The sequence below is a fragment of the Ruania suaedae genome (assembly GCF_021049265.1).
GTDB lineage: Bacteria > Actinomycetota > Actinomycetes > Actinomycetales > Beutenbergiaceae > Ruania > Ruania suaedae.
In genome coordinates this window covers 3,355,600-3,372,230 of record NZ_CP088018.1, presented here as the reverse complement: position 1 = coordinate 3,372,230, position 16,631 = coordinate 3,355,600, and the positions used below count along the sequence as shown (strand labels likewise).

Annotated in this window: 16 protein-coding genes; 4 read left to right on the top strand and 12 right to left on the bottom strand. The window is 71.1% G+C overall.

Going from position 1 to position 16,631, the window contains the following annotated elements; translation table 11 throughout:
- Positions 1-48 precede the first annotated feature (48 nt).
- From purB to LQF12_RS15565, 8 genes are all read right to left on the bottom strand, one after another.
- Positions 49-1,485, bottom strand: coding sequence for an adenylosuccinate lyase (purB, locus tag LQF12_RS15595; RefSeq protein ID WP_231055632.1), 1,437 nt, complete (start codon positions 1,483-1,485; stop codon positions 49-51).
- A 114-nt stretch (positions 1,486-1,599) separates the two neighbouring features.
- On the bottom strand, positions 1,600-2,040 hold the full coding sequence (locus LQF12_RS16520; RefSeq protein WP_354004684.1) for an HIRAN domain-containing protein: 441 nt from the start codon (positions 2,038-2,040) through the stop codon (positions 1,600-1,602).
- A gap of 308 nt (positions 2,041-2,348) precedes the next feature.
- The gene (locus LQF12_RS15590; RefSeq protein WP_231053816.1) at positions 2,349-3,293 is read right to left on the bottom strand and encodes a HipA domain-containing protein; all 945 of its coding nucleotides are present in this window, start codon (positions 3,291-3,293) and stop codon (positions 2,349-2,351) included.
- Positions 3,294-3,539: 246 nt separating this feature from the next.
- Positions 3,540-5,042: an arabinosylfuranosidase ArfA gene (arfA, locus tag LQF12_RS15585; RefSeq protein WP_231053815.1), complete on the bottom strand. Its 1,503-nt coding sequence runs from the start codon at positions 5,040-5,042 to the stop codon at positions 3,540-3,542.
- A gap of 55 nt (positions 5,043-5,097) precedes the next feature.
- On the bottom strand, positions 5,098-6,024 hold the full coding sequence (locus LQF12_RS15580; protein ID WP_354004683.1) for a carbohydrate ABC transporter permease: 927 nt from the start codon (positions 6,022-6,024) through the stop codon (positions 5,098-5,100).
- Complete coding sequence (locus LQF12_RS15575) at positions 6,021-6,968, bottom strand: carbohydrate ABC transporter permease (RefSeq protein WP_231053814.1); 948 nt, start codon at positions 6,966-6,968, stop codon at positions 6,021-6,023. Before LQF12_RS15575 ends, LQF12_RS15580 begins: the two co-directional genes overlap by 4 nt.
- Positions 6,965-8,278 (bottom strand): extracellular solute-binding protein, encoded by a 1,314-nt coding sequence (locus tag LQF12_RS15570; RefSeq protein WP_231053813.1) that lies wholly within the window; start codon positions 8,276-8,278, stop codon positions 6,965-6,967. Before LQF12_RS15570 ends, LQF12_RS15575 begins: the two co-directional genes overlap by 4 nt.
- Positions 8,275-9,567 (bottom strand): homoserine dehydrogenase, encoded by a 1,293-nt coding sequence (locus LQF12_RS15565; RefSeq protein WP_231053812.1) that lies wholly within the window; start codon positions 9,565-9,567, stop codon positions 8,275-8,277. The genes LQF12_RS15570 and LQF12_RS15565 overlap by 4 nt, the downstream gene beginning before the upstream one ends.
- Positions 9,568-9,666: 99 nt before the next feature.
- On the opposite strand from LQF12_RS15565, the gene LQF12_RS15560 reads away from it, so the two are divergent.
- The gene (locus tag LQF12_RS15560; protein ID WP_231053811.1) at positions 9,667-10,920 is read left to right on the top strand and encodes a four-carbon acid sugar kinase family protein; all 1,254 of its coding nucleotides are present in this window, start codon (positions 9,667-9,669) and stop codon (positions 10,918-10,920) included.
- Entirely contained in the window at positions 10,913-11,554 is a 642-nt protein-coding gene (locus LQF12_RS15555; RefSeq protein ID WP_231053810.1) for a class II aldolase/adducin family protein, read from the top strand. The genes LQF12_RS15560 and LQF12_RS15555 overlap by 8 nt, the downstream gene beginning before the upstream one ends.
- On the opposite strand, the gene LQF12_RS15550 is transcribed toward LQF12_RS15555, so the two are convergent.
- From LQF12_RS15550 to LQF12_RS15540, 3 genes are read right to left on the bottom strand one after another with little or no spacing between them, the layout of a single operon-like run.
- Positions 11,521-12,372 carry a DeoR/GlpR family DNA-binding transcription regulator gene (locus LQF12_RS15550; RefSeq protein ID WP_231053809.1) on the bottom strand — a complete coding sequence of 284 codons (852 nt, stop codon included), beginning with the start codon at positions 12,370-12,372 and terminating at the stop codon, positions 11,521-11,523. The two genes, LQF12_RS15555 and LQF12_RS15550, sit on opposite strands and share 34 nt — an antisense overlap.
- A 31-nt stretch (positions 12,373-12,403) precedes the next feature.
- The gene (locus LQF12_RS15545) at positions 12,404-13,168 is read right to left on the bottom strand and encodes a fructosamine kinase family protein (RefSeq protein WP_231053808.1); all 765 of its coding nucleotides are present in this window, start codon (positions 13,166-13,168) and stop codon (positions 12,404-12,406) included.
- Entirely contained in the window at positions 13,168-13,653 is a 486-nt protein-coding gene (locus LQF12_RS15540; protein WP_231053807.1) for a low molecular weight protein-tyrosine-phosphatase, read from the bottom strand. The genes LQF12_RS15545 and LQF12_RS15540 overlap by 1 nt, the downstream gene beginning before the upstream one ends.
- 132 nt (positions 13,654-13,785) lie before the next feature.
- Here LQF12_RS15540 and LQF12_RS15535 point away from each other — a divergent pair, with 132 nt between their 5' ends.
- Both LQF12_RS15535 and LQF12_RS15530 read left to right on the top strand, forming a co-directional pair.
- On the top strand, positions 13,786-14,091 hold the full coding sequence (locus tag LQF12_RS15535; protein ID WP_231053806.1) for a hypothetical protein: 306 nt from the start codon (positions 13,786-13,788) through the stop codon (positions 14,089-14,091).
- Positions 14,088-15,755, top strand: a complete 1,668-nt coding sequence (locus LQF12_RS15530) for a hypothetical protein (protein ID WP_231053805.1) — start codon at positions 14,088-14,090, stop codon at positions 15,753-15,755. Before LQF12_RS15535 ends, LQF12_RS15530 begins: the two co-directional genes overlap by 4 nt.
- A 29-nt stretch (positions 15,756-15,784) precedes the next feature.
- Here the strand turns inward: LQF12_RS15530 and LQF12_RS15525 are convergent, their stop codons facing one another.
- A complete protein-coding gene (locus LQF12_RS15525) occupies positions 15,785-16,621 on the bottom strand; it encodes an AraC family transcriptional regulator (protein ID WP_231053804.1) in 837 nt (278 codons plus the stop codon).
- Positions 16,622-16,631 lie beyond the last annotated feature (10 nt).

The following is a 16,631-nucleotide window of genomic DNA, read 5'->3' as shown; positions in this document are numbered from 1 at the left end:
CCGCGGCCCGGGCACGCCGGCCTCTGCGGTCGGCGGGAAGCGGGCCGCTCAGTCCAGATGCGCGACGAGCTCGGGGGCCAGCCCGACGTAGTCGGCCGGTCCCAGCGCGAGCAGACGGGCCTCGACGTCATCGGGCAGGCCGAGCCCGGCGATGAACTCCCGCATGGCGGGCCCGTCCACGCGCCGGCCGCGGGTGAGCTCCTTGAGCCGCTCGTACGGGTCGGCCATCCCCTGGGCCCCGGCGATCCCGGCGGCGCGCATCGCCGACTGCACCGCCTCGCCGAGCACCTCCCAGTTCGCGTCGAGGTCGGCAGCCATGGTGGCGGCGTCGACGTCCAGGCCGGCGAGCCCGCGGCGCACGTTGTCCAGAGCGAGCAGCGAGTGCCCGAAGGCGACGCCGATGTTGCGCTGGGTGGTGGAGTCGGTGAGGTCGCGTTGCAGGCGGGAGGTGACCAGCGTGGCCGAGAGCGTGTCCAGCAGCGAGCAGGAGATCTCCAGGTTCGCCTCGGCGTTCTCGAACCGGATCGGGTTCACCTTGTGCGGCATGGTCGAGGACCCGGTGGAGCCCTGCGCGGAGAGCCGCTGGCGGAAGTAGCCGAGGGAGATGTAGGTCCACACGTCGGTGGCGAGGTTGTGCAGGATGCGGTTGAACCGCGCGACGTCGGCGTAGATCTCCGCCTGCCAGTCGTGGCTCTCGATCTGGGTGGTGAGCGGGTTCCAGGTGAGCCCGAGGTGCTCGACGAACGTGCGGGCCACCTCCTGCCAGTCCGCACCGGGCACGGAGACGCTGTGGGCGCCGTAGGTGCCGGTCGCGCCGTTGATCTTGCCCAGGTACTCGCCGCCCTCGATGCGGCGGATCTGCCGGCGCAGCCGGTGGGCGAGCACCGCCAGCTCCTTGCCCAGGGTCACCGGGGTGGCGGACTGGCCGTGGGTGCGGGCGAGCATGGGAACGGCCGCGTGCTCACGGGCGAGGTCGGCGACGGCGTCGGTCACCGTGCGGGCGGCGGGCAGCCACACCTGCTCGACGGCGTCGCGCACCGTCAGCGCGTAGGACAGATTGTTGATGTCCTCGCTGGTGCAGAAGATGTGCACGATCTCGCTGACGCGGGGGAGCACCGTGTCCTCGCCGAGGGAGTCCGGCGCCGCGGCGAGGCGGCGCTTGAGGAAGTACTCGATCGCCTTGACGTCGTGCAGGGTCTCGGCCTCGATCTCGCCGAGCTCGGCGATCTCCGCCGCCCCGAACGTGGCGACGACCTCGCGCAGGTAGGCGATCTCGCGCTCGCTCAGGTCGGGTGCCCCGGGCAGCACGTGGGTGGTGGTGAGGTGGATCAGCCACTCCACCTCCACCTGCAACCGGGCCCGGTTCAGCGCCGCCTCGGAGAGGTGGTCCACCAGGGGGGCCACCACCCGTCGGTAGCGGCCGTCCAACGGGCCGAGGGCGATATCGGGCAACTCGGCGAAGGGGACGCGCTCCATGTAGGTCATCATCCCAGAATCTGGCAGGCCCTGGCGCGCGGGCGGTGCGGGAGCCTCAGGCACCTTGGTGCTTCGGTCTAGTCAGGCGAACGGTCGCATCCAGACTAGTCGCTTGCCGACGGATCAAGATACTGTTTCCCATTCCGGACCACTCAGGGGCCGGTAGCCGCGAGGAGTTTCGGCTGTCACGGAAATGAGCAATCGCATGTGTGGCACTACATGGACGCCATTGGCGACCTGAACTTCCGCACAGGGCGCACTGATCTCACAGAGGTTGCTTACGAATCCAGCCAGAGGATCAGGCACGTATCCCAACTTAACGCTCCGGCTGCTCACGACGACAATCGCGTGAGGGCTGTACACATTCTCGGGCTCCGTTTGCAGCAACAACTTTTCGCCGCGTTGCAAACGCGCGACCTCTTCCGATGCGCCCGGCGACATGTGTCTAATCCCGTGGACAAGAAAGTCCGAACGGACGCGGCCGTCATCGTCTTGGTAAGGCGCGCGGAAGAGTTCGATGGTGTCGCCGTTGCGTCGTCCGCCTGAACGGGCCAGGATCTCCATGGCGTCTGCATCAGGATCTAGCGCCAATTTCCGTAAGTAGCTGGGTCGGTCTGGCCTTCGCGGGCTCATCATCCGCTCCGCAAAGAGCGGAAAAAGGTAGGATTCACGGTAGCGTCGTTGGGGATCCGAGAAGCCTGGAAGCGGTACGAACTCAGGATTGGACACGGCTGAGCGCAGGTAACTGAACTCGTACGTCTCGCCGCGGGCCTCCAAGAAGCCCAAGGAGGCGTAGCGCCCTTGGCCGCTTCGGCGCGTCACTACGAGCCGTTCAACCGGCCTCGGCGCGGACTGTCGCTGCGGATGCTGCTCTAGGACCTGGCTAGACATTGCAGCAACCTCTCCCTGTTGACCCTCAGTACCGCTCCCGCGAGCGTACGCGCAACCTCTGACATGCGCGGCGTCGTCGCGATCACCTCGTCAACATGTCCGAGATCGAGACTTGTCAGCCGTGCGCTCCAGTACCGCCGGTTCGACGGGTGACACATGTCGAACGCGTCACTGGCGAGTTCGACGAGTCTACGCACACGGCCTTCGGCACGTTCGATCTTCAGAGCGCGACCTCGCTCACACCACCTTGTGACTCGGTCAGTGTCGAGGATGCGCCTGCGCGCGATGTCGTCCATCCCAGCCCCGAGTGAGCTGCCATGGTCGAACGCGGGCGAGAGGTGTAGTTCTCCGTCCGGTCCGTCGAGAACTGCCCAATTTTCCTCATGTCGATCCTGATTCGCGATCAGTGCGTCAAGTAGCAGGAAAGCTGCGAAGACGTCAATCGCGGGCCAGTCTTCGTACGGACTGCCAAGAGGTCCTGCTACCCCGTGCAGCGCCTCGAAAATTCGAGGAAGGCTGTGTCCAACTCGGTCGGGCCGTTTGTCTTTCGAGGTGCGCGGCACGTACTCGGGAGCGACCTCTGCGAGTCTCACCGAACCGCTATGCAGGCTCCAGCCCTCAGGGCTGACGTCGCGAGATATGCTCCCCTCTAAGATGCCCCACCTAGCGAGTTCCGCCTGGGCCATGGGGACGCCCAGTGCAATCCCCAGTCTGTAAGCTATGGATTCCGCCCATGGGTTCCCCTGTAGGAAAACTTCAGGCTCACCGCCGCCTTTCACGGCCTTGTCGCCGCGCCTTACTGGCTTGAAGAGCCAGCGTTCATCATCCCCCGTTCGGGGTGCGAGCCACGTTTTTACCTCCGCGCCGCCCGGCTCCTCATCAACGGCGATCCACTCGGAGATGTCGACCACCCCGCGCATCTCCATAAGAAGAGTCTACCGTGTGGCAATGCCTTCGACAGTAGTCGCGGTGCTTCCACAAGTTGAGCGAATGTGAGGAGTGCGAGGCGGCCTGGGGCACGGGCCCCAGCCGCGGCTCGTGCGGTAGGGGCTGATCCGGGGAGTCGCCTCGGCAGGCAGATGTAGAAGAGTGACTAACCCTCGGGCCGGGGCCGTCGAACACTGACTGCGTGGACGTACACGCGAGAGTGAGATCTTCGCGCCCGCCGCTGCTCAGGGAAGCAGCCGCAGCATCGACCACGATGCCGGCGGCAGCTCGACGCTGGCCTCGCCCGGGCGCAGCGCGACGGCGTCACGCACCACCGGCACGACGGCGTCCGGTGCGTCCGGTCCGTTCACCGCGGCGGGGTCGGGCCCGGCGAGCACGGTGTGCTCGACCCGCCCCGGGCGGTGTCCGCGCACCCGCACGTCCAGCTCCAGGCTCGCCGCCTCCGCCAGCGACCGGTTCACCACGAACACGACCATCTCGTCCTCGGACCTGGTGGCGGCCACGTCGAGCTGGGGGACGTCGTCGTGGGCGGCGGTGCTCAGCCGCGGGCAGGTGACCGCCGGCCGCAGGGCGGTCCCGCGCCCGTAGCGCGCCGTCAGGGCGAACGGGTAGAAGGTGGGCTGGCGCCACACCTGCCCGCCCCCGGGCTCGGTGCGGATCGGTGCGATCACGTTCACCAGCTGGGCCAGGCACGCCATCCGCACCCGGTCCGAGGCGCGCAGGATCGAGGTGAGGAACGAGCCGAGCACCAGGGCATCGGCCAGGGTGTAGGTGTCCTCGATCAACCGGGGCGCGTGCGGCCAGTCCCCGAGATCGCGCGGACGGGAGTTGTACCAGACGTTCCACTCGTCGAAGGAGAGCGGCATCGGCTTCGAGTGCCGGCCGGCGGCGCGCGCGTAGTCGACGCTGGCGGTCACGGCGGCGATGTAGTCGTCGATCTCGACCCCGGCGGCGAGCAGGCTGGCGGTGTCGGGGTAGAGGTCGGGGTCGACGTACATGTGCATCGAGACGTAGTCCACGTGGCGGTAGCAGTGCTCGAGCATCTGCGCCTCCCAGGTGGCGAAGGTCGGCATCACCGGCTTCGACGTGCCGCACGCGACCAGCTCGATGCCCGGGTCGGCCCGCTTCATCGCGACGGCGGTCTGCGCGGCGAGCTTGCCGTAGTCCTCGGCACTCTTGTGCCCGATCTGCCACGGGCCGTCCATCTCGTTGCCCAGGCACCAGGTCCGCACCCCGTAGGGGTCGGCCTGCCCGTTCCGACGGCGCAGGTCGGAGGCGGGCGTGCCACCCCGCCCGTTGCAGTACTCGAGCAGGTCGACCGCTTCGCGGATCCCGCGCGAGCCCAGGTTCACGGCCATCATCGGCTCGATCCCGACCCGGCCGCACCAGCGCAGGAACTCGTCCGTGCCCACCTGGTTGCTCTCGAAGCTGCGCCAGGCGAGGTCGAGCCGCTCCGGGCGGTCTTCGCGCGGCCCGACGCCGTCCTCCCAGTCGTAGCCGGAGACGAAGTTCCCGCCCGGGTAGCGCAGGATCGTCGGGCCGAGCTCGCGCACCACGTCCGCGACGTCGCCGCGGAAGCCGTCGGCATCGGCCGTGGGGTGGTCGGGGGAGTAGAGCCCGTCGTAGACGCATCGGCCCATGTGCTCCACGAACGATCCGTAGATGCGGGGGTCGATCTCGGCGATCGAGTACTCCTCGTCGACGACGACGCGGGCGGTGCTGGTCATGAGGTCTCCTCCGGCCGGGGGTGGGTCTGGGTGGGGCTGAGCTGGGTGGGTGCGGTCACTGTCCGCCGAGGCCGGTGGTGGCCACCGACTGCACGATCTGGCGCTGGAACAGCATGAACACGATGACCAGCGGCAGGCCGGCGAGCGTGGCCACGGCCATCTCCTGGGAGTAGACCTCCCCGTAGGCGCTGAGCACGTTGGGCAGCCCGACCGGCAGCGTCATCAGCTCCGGCTCACTGGTGACGATGAACGGCCACAGGAAGTTGTTCCACGCGTTGATGAACACGAAGATCGAGACGGCGGCCAGGATCGGCCGGGAGAGCGGCAGCACGATGGAGCGGAAGACCCGCAGCCGGCCGGCGCCGTCGATCCGCGCCGCGTCCTCCAGCTCGCCGGGGATGCCGTCGAAGAACTTCTTCAGGATGAAGACCATGATCGGCGCGATCACCTGCGGCAGCGCGATCGACCAGTAGGTGTCCACCAGGCGCCAGTCCACCATCTGCTGGAACAGCGGCACCACCAGGATCTGCGGCGGGACCATGATCGAGGCGACGGTGAGGGCGAACATCGTGCGCCGGCCACGGAAGGGGACCCGGGCGAAGGCGTAGGCGGCCAGCGAGGAGATCACCATCGTCAGCACCGTGACCATCACTGCCACGATGATGCTGTTGACGAACCAGGTCTGGACGTTGCCCGCTGCGAGCACGTCCGCATAGGCGTCGAGGGTGAAGCCGTTCGGTGGCAGCCACGAGAGCGGCAGGGCGCCGGCGTCGGCCTCGGTCTTCAGCGAGGTGTTCACCGCCCAGGCCAGCGGGATCAGCCAGGTGCCGGCGAGGGTGAGCAGGAGGACCCAGGTGATGATCCGGGGGCCCCAGGAGCTGCCGAGCACGAGTCGCTCGTGCGGCGTGCTCAGCCGGAACCGCCGGGGCACCTGGCGCGGCTGCGGAACGCGGGTGGTCTCGGTGACGGGGGAGGCGGTCACGACTGCTGTCCCTTCCGGCTCGCGATGCGGGCCTGGGCGATGGAGACGATCACGATCATCGCGAGGAAGATGTAGGAGATGGCCGCGCTGTAGCCCAGGCGGTATCCGGTGAAGCCGGTGTCGTAGACGTAGAGCAGCAGGGACCGGGTCGCCCCGTCCGGCCCGCCCTTGGTCATCAGGTAGATCTGGTCGAAGACCTTCAGCGAGGAGAGCAGCTGCAGCACCAGCACGACGCTGGTGATGCCGCGTAGCTGCGGGATCATGATGCTCCAGATCCGGCGCATCGGCCCGGCTCCGTCGATCGCGGCCGCCTCGTACAGGTGCGTCGGGATGCTCTGCAGCGAGGACAGGTAGAGCAGGAAGTTGAACCCCACCGTCCACCAGACCGTGGCGATCACCACCGAGGCCATCGCGGGGGTCTCCTCCGAGAGCCACCCGGGCCCGGCGATGCCGAGTGAGGCCAGGGTCTGGTTGACCAGCCCCAGGTTCTCCTCGAGCAACCAGGTCCAGACCATCGCCACGGTGGCCACCGGCAGCAGGTAGGGCGCGAAGAACGCGAACCGCCACAGCCACTGACCGCGGATGCCGGTGTACACGGCGATCGCCATCACCAGGGCCAGCAGCACCAGCGGAACGGTGCTGATGGCCGTGAACGCGATCGTGTGCCACAGCGAGCGCCACATCTCCGCGTCCGAGAGCGCGTTCGCGTAGTTGGAGAACCCGACGAAGCCCGGTGCCTCGCTCGCCACCAGGGAGGCGTCGGTGAGGCTGAGCCAGAAGCCGTAGACGATCGGCCAGACCAGGAACAGCACGAAGAAGATCCCGAAGGGGACCACGAACCACGCACCGGACCATGCGCGCCGGTCGCGCGCGCGACCCGAGCGGCCTGTCGCGGTGCCCGGCGTCGCGGCGGGTGCACCGGTGGTGCTCTCAAGGCGTGTCACGACGTCGTTCCTCTCGTCGGGTCGGGTTCTGCCGCCTTCTCCTCGACGTAGGCGACGAGATCCTGCGCTGCTTGCGCCGGATCCTGTCCGAGGATCGCGTTCTGAATCGAGAAGCCGGCCTGGCGCTGGAACTCCGAGCCGGAGCCGGTGAACCAGGCCTGCGGATCGAGCGCCGCGATCTCACCGGCACTGACGTAGTCGCGCTGGGGGTCCAGCTCGGCGTAGGCCTCGGTCTCGGTGACCGGCCGGTAGGCGGGGATGTGGCCGGCCTGGGCCCAGTCCAGGCTCCCCTGCAGGAAGGCTGCGACGAACTCGTGCGCCTGGCGGCGCAGGACCGGGTCGGCTGCGAGCTGGGTCGGCAGCACGAAGGCGTGCGAGTCCGAGGCGCCGGCCGGTTCTCCCAGGATCGTCGGGAACGGTGAGGCCCCGAGGTTGGGGACCACGTCGCGGAAGGTGGCCAGCTCCCACTCGCCGGAGAAGGTCATCGCCGCGCGGCCGTTGGTGAACTCCGACTTCGCCGCATTGGTCTGCAGGTTGGGCTCGGCGCGGCCGTCGTCGAACATCGCGCCGAGGAGCTCCATCACCTGCTCCACGCCGTCGATGTCGATCTCCGCGCCGCTCTCGCTCAGCTCGAACTCGGCACCGGTCTGGGCGAACAGGGACCAGAAGATCCGCCACGCCTGGGAGTCGTGGTTGATGTGGCCGAATGTCAGCGGCGTCATGCCGCTGGTCTCGCCGAGCTCGTCGAGCCCGTCGAGGAAGTCCTCGGCAGAGGAGAACTCCCGGAGGACTCCCTCGCTGGTGAGCAGCCCAGCGGCGTCGGCCAGCTCACGGTCGTAGAAGGTGATGAACGGGTGGGTGTCCATCGGGATGGCCAGTTGGTCCTCGCCGACCGCCCCGCGCGACCACAGTCCCGGGTCGAAGTCCTCGGGCCGGATGCCGAGCTCGGCGAGCAGGTCGAGGTCGAACGGCTCGAGCAGCCCGCCGGGCGCATATCCGGGCAGGCGGGAGAGGTGCAGGATCGCCAGGTCCGGGCCCCGCCCGCCCTTGGAGGCCATGGCGAGTTTGGTGTAGTAGGGCTGACCCCACTCCAGCACGGTGGAGCGCACCGGGCCGATCTCCTCCTCGATGTCCTGCACGATTCCGTCCAGCAGCACCCCGTCCCCACCGGAGAACAGGTTCCAGAACCGGATGCCCTCGCCACGCGAGGCGGTGCCGGTGAAACCGGCGCACCCGGCCAGGGCCGGTGCGGCCAGCGCACCACCGAGCCCCGCCAGCAGCAGGTCTCGTCGTCGGATGGGATGCGTCATCGGCCTTCTCCCTTCGTTGCGGCGGCCAGCAGGTCCGGGTCGATGCCGCGGATGTTCCCGAGCCGGACCGGTTCGCCGGCCGGCAGATCGTGGCGCAGCTCGGCGCCGTCGAGCAGGTAGAAGGGCGCCAGGTCCTCATGCGGGCCGGTGCTGATGCGCCCCTGGAGGCCCTCGATCTCGTGGTGGTGACCGCGTACCTCGAACCGGCTGCCGGCGCTGAGGTCGTGACCGGCCACCCCGTACATCGCCGCGAGCGGGAGGCCCGTGCGCTCGCGGGGCGCATGGTGACCCTCCTGCTCGCGACCCGCGGCGGCCCGGATGGTGGCCACCGTCTCCAGACCCATCAGGTGATGCGGCCAGATCACCGCCAGGTAGCGCCCGTCGCGGCTGACCACGTGCCCCTTGCCGGCGAGCACCTGCGCGGTCGATGCGTCCGGGACTCGCGCGATCACGAAGACGCCGCCGGCGATACTGGGTTCGTCCTCGCGGCGCAGCATGGTGGCCACGTCGAGCACGGGCGCAGCGGTGCGGATCCCGCCCTCCTCGGTGGCGGCGTAGACGTCGGCGAGCTCGTGCGGGCGCACTGCCGGGTAGTGCAGGGCGGGGGTGTCGGTAGGCAGGCCGGTCAGGTGCGAGGCCAGCACCATCTCGCACACATCGGCGGCGCTGCGCAGTGGAAGGCCGCGCAGGGCGTCGGCGCGGGCGGCGAGCACATCGGCGACCGTGCGCTCGCCGCGGCCCCACGCCTGCGCCAGGCCGGGGTCGGGCACCCTGGCCGCGTCGTGGCCGACGGATCCGTCGGGGTGCAGCACCACGTCGTACTCGGCGGCCTTCCCGGCCGCGACGACCCGCAGGCCACGAGCGTGTGCCCAGGCGAGCAGGGCGGCGAGGTTCGCCGGTTGGTCGCCGTCCGCGCTGAGCAGTCGCACGCCCGCCTCGGCCGCGGCCCGCGTGAGTGCCGGGCCCGTCGTCGCCATCGTCTCCTTGGTCACCATCACCACGCTGCGCCCGGCGGCGATGGCGCTCGCCGCGCTGCGGTGGCCCGTGGCGGTGTGACCGGTGGCCTCGACGAGCACGTCGTAGCGGCCCGGGTCCAACTCGGCCGGGTCGGCGAGCACCTGCGGGCCGCCATGGCGTTCGGCGAGCCGCCGGGCGGCGTCCACGTCCCGGTCGAGGAGGACGGTCACCTCGAGGTCGGCCTGCTCCTCGAGGTGGGGGAGCAGCGTGCCCGCGAACCCGCCGGCGGCGCCGCTCACGGCTACCCGGATCGGTGCGGATGGATCGGCCATACGTTCCTCGCCTCGTTGCGTCGATCAGAAGGTTGTGAAGATTAGAACGAAAATAGCCGTGAGTTAACACAATCGTCAACTGCTGTATCGTCTCGTCACATGACGACTCGCTCCCGCGTCGGCGTCGTCGCCGACGACCTCACCGGTGCCACCGACCTGGCGATCGCCGCCGCGAGCCGCGGCCGGCGGGCCGTGGTCTGCCTCGGGGTCCCCGCGGACGTGACGCGCGGTGACCTGCGCGCGGCGGACGTCGTCGTGGTGGCGCTGCCGATCCGGTCGGCGCTCGTGCAGGAGGCGGTGACGCGCAGCGTCGCGGCCGTCCGTGCGCTGCGGCGGATCGGCGCGGAGCGGTTCATGTTCAAGTACTGCTCCACCTTCGACTCCACGCCCCAGGGCAACATCGGCCCGGTGCTGGAGGCGATGCTCGCCGAGACCGGCGCGCCGTGGACGGTGGTCGTCCCCTCGTTCCCGGCCACCGGCCGCACCGTCGAGGGCGCGATCCTGCGCGTGCACGGCACCCCGCTGGCCGAGACCGCGATGCGCGACCATCCCCTGAACCCGATGCGCGAGAGCGACGTCCGCCTCCTGCTCGCGCCGCAGCTGGACGATCCCACCGGCCACGCCGTCGGCTGGGTCGGCCTGGACGAGGTCCGCCGCGACGCCCGGGCAGCCCTGGAGCAGCAGGCCGAGGCGGGCGCCCGAGCGATCGTGATGGACGCCGTCGAGGAGGCCGATCTCGAACGCGTGCACGAGGCCACGGCGGATCTGACGCTGACCACGGGGGCCGCCGGGCTGGTGACGGCCTGGCCGGTGACCGGGCCGCCGTCGGGGGTGGCTGTGAGTGCGGACGGCCCGTCGGTGAGTCTCGTGGGAAGTCAGTCCGAGGCCAGCCGGGAGCAGCTGCGCGCCGCCGAGGCCGCCGGGCAACCGGTCCTGCCGATCGAGTACTCCACCGCCCCCGCCGAGCAGGCGGCGACCGCGACGGCGCAGCGCTGCCTCGAGCTCGCCGGCCCCACCCCGGTGGTGGTGCATGCCGCCCGGCCCCGCGGCGACGCCGATCCTGCCCAAGCCCAGTGGTTCGAGCAGTTCTTCGGCCATCTCGCCGCCGCCCTCGCCGACCACGGCGTCCGCCGGCTGGTGATCGGCGGCGGGGAGACCTCGGGCAGCGTCGCCGCCGCGCTGGGGGTGGAGGTGCTGGAGATCGGCCCGCCGATCGCAGCCGGGGTGTGCTGGTCGCGCGCCGAGGTGCACAGCGCTGGGGACGAACCGCGCACCTTCGCCCTGGCCCTGAAGTCCGGGAACTTCGGCGGTCCGGACTTCCTCACGCGGGCCTGGGAGGTGCTCGATGACTGACGCACCGTCCTTGGTCGAGGCGGGCCGGCGGCTGGTGGCCGCGGGCCTCTCGCCCGGCACCTCCGGCAACCTCAGCGCCAGGGACGGGGAGAGGATCCTGCTCTCCCCGAGCGGGATCCCGCTGGACGAGCTCGAGGCCAGCGCGCTGTCCGTGGTCGACCTCGACGGGCGCCATCTCCGCGGCCCGAAGCCCTCCAAGGAGGTGTGGCTGCACCGCGCCATGTACCGGCGCGATGGCGCCACGGCCGTGGTGGTGCACACTCACAGCGTCCACGCCGTGGCCGCCTCCTGCCTGGAACCGTGGGATGCGCGCACCGCACTGCCGCCCTACACCCCGTACCTGCCGATGAAGCTCGGGCAGGTGCCGCTGGTGCCCTACGCCGACCCGGGCGACCGCGCGCAGGCGGAGGCGATCGAGGCCCTCAGCCAGCCGGTGCGGGCCGTGCTGCTCGCCAACCACGGGCCGGTCGTGGCCGGCGGCACGTTCGCGGAGGCGATCGCCGGCGCGGTCGAGATCGAGGAGGCGGCGCGGGTGACGATGCTGCTCGGCGGTCGCGGCCGGGTGCTCGAGGAGCACCGCCTGCTCGGGCTCGCCGCCCGCTACGGCACGCCCTGGGCCGCCTCGACGGGCTGAGCGGACCGACCGGAGGGAACCGACTCTGCCGGCTCGGCGGCCGCCGTCGTCAGGCGCACGCCGCGCTCCGCCAGGTCCTGCCGGATCGAGTCGTCGAGGCCGTCGTCGGTGATGACCTCGTCGAAGTCCTCCAGCGCGGCCACGCGGTGCACGCTGAAGGTGCCGTACTTGGTGGTGTCGGCGAGCAGGACGGCCGCGGAGGTGACCCGCAGCGCGGTCTGCTTGAGCTCGATCTTGGACTCCGAGGGCGTGGTCACCCCGCGGGCGCCGTCCCACGAGCTCGCGCTGAGGAAGGCGACGTCGACGTTGAGCGAGCCCAGGGTGGCGGCGGCCAGCCGCCCGACGCTGGAGCGGTTGCGTGACTCCACCCGCCCGCCGACGTGCACGAGCGCGATCTCGGTGTCCATCAGACGCGCCAGCGTGGTGAAGTCGTTCGTCACGACCGTCAGGTCGCCGACCTCCAGCAGGTGCGGCACCAGGGCACCGACGGTCGTGCCGGCGTCCAGGAAGAGCGTGGCCCCCGGCCGCAGGTGAGCAGCGGCCTGACGAGCGATGGCCGCCTTGAGGCCCACGTCCGTGACGGCCTTGACGGCGTAGCTGGGCTCGGCGCGCACCCGGCCGGCTGCGCGCACCCCACCGGCGACGGAGACGGCGCGCCCCTCGGCCTCCAGGGTCGCGATGTCGCGCCGGACCGTCATGTGGGAGACGCCCAGGAGGTCGGTGAGCTGGCGGACCGAGAGCACGATCTCCCGCTCCAGCAGGCCGAGGAGCCGCTCGCGCCGCTGCTCGGGGATCAGGGCGCCTCCATCACCAGCCATGGGCCGATGGTATCGCCCGATTCACATGGATTCACACGTAACGCCCGGCCGCCGACACTGCGGCCTGGGCGTACCCGCCGCCGAACAGCACCGTGTGCACCAGCAGCGGGTTGAGCTGATGCAGCGCGACCCGGCCCCGCCAGCCCTCCGCCAGCGCCGAGACCTCCTGATAGCCGGCGAGGATCTCCTCCAGGTGCGGGGCGCCGAACAGGTCCAGCATCGCCAGGTCGGTCTCGGCGTGCCCGCCGTGCGCGGTGGCGTCGATCAGCACGACGCCGCCGGGCGACCACAGCACGTTCCCGCTCCACAGATCCCCGTGCAGCCGCGCCACCCCCTCCACCAGTGCCGGCTGCGGGTGGTCGAGCTCCCCGGCCGCCAACCGCTCGGCGACGGCGGAGATCACCTCCACGTCCCGCTCGCCGAACGCTCCGCTCGCCTGCGCGCGGCGCAGGAACGGCAGCACCCGCGCCTCGGCGTAGAACTCGCCCCAGCTCTCGGTAGTGCTGCTGCCCGGCATCGGTGCACCCGCCATGAAGCCGGTGGTCTCACCCGGCACATACCCGAAGGCGGGCGCCCCGGCGGCGTGCGTGCGCGCCAGCGCCGCCCCGAACTCGCGCGCGTGGGCCGGTGAGCCGCGGCCGTCGGCGACCCGCTCGAGCTCGAGCACCCCGGGCTCGGCGTGACGGACCTCGGCGATCCGGGCTCCGCCGTCGGCGGCTGCGAGCCATCGCAACCCGTCCGCCTCGGCGAGGGCGGCCTCCGGCTGCGGGAAGTCGGTCTTGCGGAAGGTCTCCATCACCGCTCCCGTGTCTCGCGTACGTACCGGACGAGGCCCTCGACGGCGGAGCTCACCTGCGCGTAGACCGTCTCGAAGTCCTGCTGTTCGCCGTAGTAGGGGTCGGCGACCTCGGCGCCGTGCGGTGCGTCGGGGTCGAAGCTGCGCAGCAGCCGGATCTTGGCGCGCGCGCTCTCGTCCGGGGCGAGGCGGCGCAGGTCCCGTTCGTGGCCGCGGTCGAGGGCCAGGACGAGATCGAGGTCGGCGAAGTCGTCGGCCGAGAACTGGCTGGCGACGTGCCCCTCGAACCGGTGACCGTGGGCCTCCAGCACCGCGAGGGTCCGCTCGTCAGCATCATCGCCGAGGTGCCAGGCCCCCGTGCCGGCGGAGACCACCTCGACGCCATCGGCCAGTCCGGCCGCCGCGAAGGCGTCTTCCAGGACGGCCTCGCCCATCGGCGAGCGGCAGATGTTGCCCGTGCACACCACGCTGATCCGGTATCCCATGCCTGCCATTGTGCCGAGGAGCGCCGCCGGGGGGCGAGCCGGGCCGGTGCACCTCCGTCCACAGCCCCACCGCAGGGCACGTCCGGGGAGGGCAGGGCCTGCCTAGCGTCGGGGCGAGACGTGGAGGAGCCCATGAACCCAGCCGTGCGATCGCCCCTGATCCTGCCCTATGCACCCGCCACCCTGACCCCGTCCCTGACGCTGGCCACCGCGGCCGCGCAGGCGCGCGACGTCAGCGCCGCCGCAGCGGCGCTCGAACCCGATCACTGGCGCTCGCCGGCGGCCCGGGAGTACACCCGCCGGGTGCGGGACCTGGCGCGTGCTATCGAGTCCGCCGCGGACGTCCTCGACGCCGCCACGGCCTCCGCCCGGGGGCACGAACTCGCGCTCGACCACGTCCGTCAGGCGCTGCTGACCGGCGCGCCGGTTCCGGTATGAGTGGGATCGACCAGGTCCCGGACGGCACCCGGGACGGCTACTGGCGGCGAGTGGCGGCTCAGCAGCTGGTGGTCTCCGGCACGGCGATCGACACCGACACCGGCGAGCTGGTGGCCCTGACGGCGAAGTCCCGCGCGGTCGAGGACCGGCTGCACGAGATCTACGGTCTGGTGCGCAGCGCGCAGGATGCCGTGCGTGCCACCACGGCGCTGGCCGCCGGCACCGGGGCGGATGCGCAGACCCAGTGCGGCTTCGCGAAGGGCAGCCTGCTGACCGCGGCACGTGAGGCCGGTGACCTGGCCGAGGCCCTGGAGCTGGCCCGGCAGGAGTACGAGCGGGCCGAGGGCGAGGTCCGCCAGGGCTCGGCCTTCACGCTGCCGCGCTCGCTGACCGGTGCGGCCCGGCCGGTGCCCTGGCTGCTCGGGCTGGACGTGCTGCCCTGGGCGCTGCCACGGCTGGCAGCGATCGCGGCGGGGAACATGGGCCTGGCGGCCGAGCGTGGGCAGCTGACGCCGACCGGAGCGGGGATGGGCTACTTCCTGCAGGAGATGAGCTGGACCGCGACCGGCGGACCCCTGCTGGACTGGGTCGTTCCCGGGTTCGAGGACGTCAACAGGTCGGTGCTGCTGGCCTCCGGGCTGAGCTGGACCACCGGGCTGCTGCTGGGCACCGGAACCGGGGTGGCCATCCAGCGGGTCTATCCCACGCCACAGGTGGTGAATGGCCGGCTGCGGGTGCCGGTGACCAGGGCGGCGGCGGGGACCGCCGACATGGCGGTCGGGCTCGGCGTCCCGCGGATCTCCGACGCCCTCCCGGAGGGGACGGTGCGCCTCGACCGGGTCACCGATACGGAGGGCAACGCCTCCTGGCAGGTCTACGTGCCCGGCACCGAGACCTCCTGGGACGATCCGCGGCCGGCGACGGTGCCCTTCGTCCCGCGGGCACTCGGGGTGGGGCTGGCCATGACCCCGCTGGCCGGGCTCGCACCGCTGGCCCGGAACGCCCCGGCGCCGCGGCTGGTGCCGGGCGTGCTGCCCGGTGCACCCGCGCTGGCGGGGCCGGTGCTGCAGCAGGCAGGTGACCGGCTGGCCGGTGCGATCCGCAATCCCAACCCGCTCGACTGGAACTCCAACCTGCGCCTCTACACCGGGCAGGAGGCGGCCTCGCAGAACGGCGTCGTCGAGGCGCTGCGGGCCGCGGGGGCGCAACCGGACGAGCCGGTGCTGCTGACCGGTCACTCCCAGGGCGGGATGATCGTGATGAACATGGCCAACGACCCGGCCGTGCGCGCCGATTTCGACATCCGCTCCGCCGTGACGTTCGGCGGACCGGTCGGCCAGCTGCCCACCCCCGAGGGGGTGGCGGTGCTGCATGTCGAGCACGAGGAGGACGTGGTCGGGAATCTCGCGAACGAGCCCAACCCGGTGGCCGGCAACCGCGTGAACGTCATCCGCTCGCTCTCCGGCTCCCCGCTGGCGGCCGACGGCGAGGTCAACCACATCGGGGAGTCTCACGACCTGCCGGCCTTCGCGCGCACCGGCGTGCTCATCGATGCCAGTGCCGATCCGGCGATCGAGAGCTGGCGCGCGCAGTCGGCCGAGGTGCTGGCCACGGGGGAGGTGACGACGGAGACGATCTATTACCAGATCAGGCGGGATGAGTGAGCGGCTACCGGCTTCCCGGCCAGGACCACTCACGCTCGCTCCGTACCCCCTGCATGAGCGGGGCGGTACTGCGACGGCGGTACGCCGACGACGGCGGTGAATGCTCGCGTGAAGTGGCCGTGATCGACGAACCCGAGTGCGGCCGCCAGCTCCGCGAGGCTTCCAGCTCGGCCCGCATCGAGCGCAGCGACGGCGTCCTGGAGCCGGTACCGGCGCAGCACCCACAGGGGTGAGGCGCCCACGTACCGGCTGAACAGGCGCTGCAGGGTGCGTCCGGAGACGTGCAACTGTTCGGCGACCGGGGCGAGGGTCACCTGTTGCCGGGAACGCATCAACGCGATCGCCTCACGCGTGAGGCGGTAGCCGGAATCGTGGGCGATCCGTTCCCGCTGCGGACCCAGACGCTCGGCGAGAGCGTCGGCGAAGAGGTCGCGGCGGGCGCCGTCGTCGGGCTCGGCGAGCACGTGGGCGGCGAGGTCGCCGACGGACTCTCCGAAGATCGCCTCGGCGGGGACTACGCGGTTGTTGAGGTCGCGGACATCGACGTCGAGCAGAGCAGCCATCCCCCCGGGCAGAAAGGCCAGGCCGGCAACCCGGCCGGCCACCGGGAGGTCGATGGTGAAGACCCTGGTGACGAGACCGTGCACGAGCGCGCCGGGCAGTTGCATACCGTGAAGTCGCCCGCCGTCCGCGGCCTCGACCGTGAGGTGGGTGACCGGGTGGCCGAGCACCTGCTGGCGGAAGGGGACGGTCGTGGGGCGGCGCCAGGCCACCGACCAGTAGTGCGAGGCCACGATCTCGAGCGATTCGGGAAGGGCGAGGCGTTGGCTGCTGAACACCTCCTGGCCGGCAGCCGGCCACAGCACCGCACCGTCC

Bases quoted from the DNA above. Each gene is read 5' to 3' on its own strand.
- purB (WP_231055632.1), bottom strand. From the start codon at position 1,485: ATGACCTACATGGAGCGCGTCCCCTTCGCCGAGTTGCCCGATATCGCC.
- LQF12_RS16520 (WP_354004684.1), bottom strand. From the start codon at position 2,040: ATGGAGATCCTGGCCCGTTCAGGCGGACGACGCAACGGCGACACCATC.
- LQF12_RS15590 (WP_231053816.1), bottom strand. From the start codon at position 3,293: ATGGAGATGCGCGGGGTGGTCGACATCTCCGAGTGGATCGCCGTTGAT.
- arfA (WP_231053815.1), bottom strand. From the start codon at position 5,042: ATGACCAGCACCGCCCGCGTCGTCGTCGACGAGGAGTACTCGATCGCC.
- LQF12_RS15570 (WP_231053813.1), bottom strand. From the start codon at position 8,278: ATGACGCATCCCATCCGACGACGAGACCTGCTGCTGGCGGGGCTCGGT.
- LQF12_RS15565 (WP_231053812.1), bottom strand. From the start codon at position 9,567: ATGGCCGATCCATCCGCACCGATCCGGGTAGCCGTGAGCGGCGCCGCC.
- LQF12_RS15560 (WP_231053811.1), top strand. From the start codon at position 9,667: ATGACGACTCGCTCCCGCGTCGGCGTCGTCGCCGACGACCTCACCGGT.
- LQF12_RS15555 (WP_231053810.1), top strand. From the start codon at position 10,913: ATGACTGACGCACCGTCCTTGGTCGAGGCGGGCCGGCGGCTGGTGGCC.
- LQF12_RS15550 (WP_231053809.1), bottom strand. From the start codon at position 12,372: ATGGCTGGTGATGGAGGCGCCCTGATCCCCGAGCAGCGGCGCGAGCGG.
- LQF12_RS15545 (WP_231053808.1), bottom strand. From the start codon at position 13,168: ATGGAGACCTTCCGCAAGACCGACTTCCCGCAGCCGGAGGCCGCCCTC.
- LQF12_RS15540 (WP_231053807.1), bottom strand. From the start codon at position 13,653: ATGGGATACCGGATCAGCGTGGTGTGCACGGGCAACATCTGCCGCTCG.
- LQF12_RS15535 (WP_231053806.1), top strand. From the start codon at position 13,786: ATGAACCCAGCCGTGCGATCGCCCCTGATCCTGCCCTATGCACCCGCC.
- LQF12_RS15530 (WP_231053805.1), top strand. From the start codon at position 14,088: ATGAGTGGGATCGACCAGGTCCCGGACGGCACCCGGGACGGCTACTGG.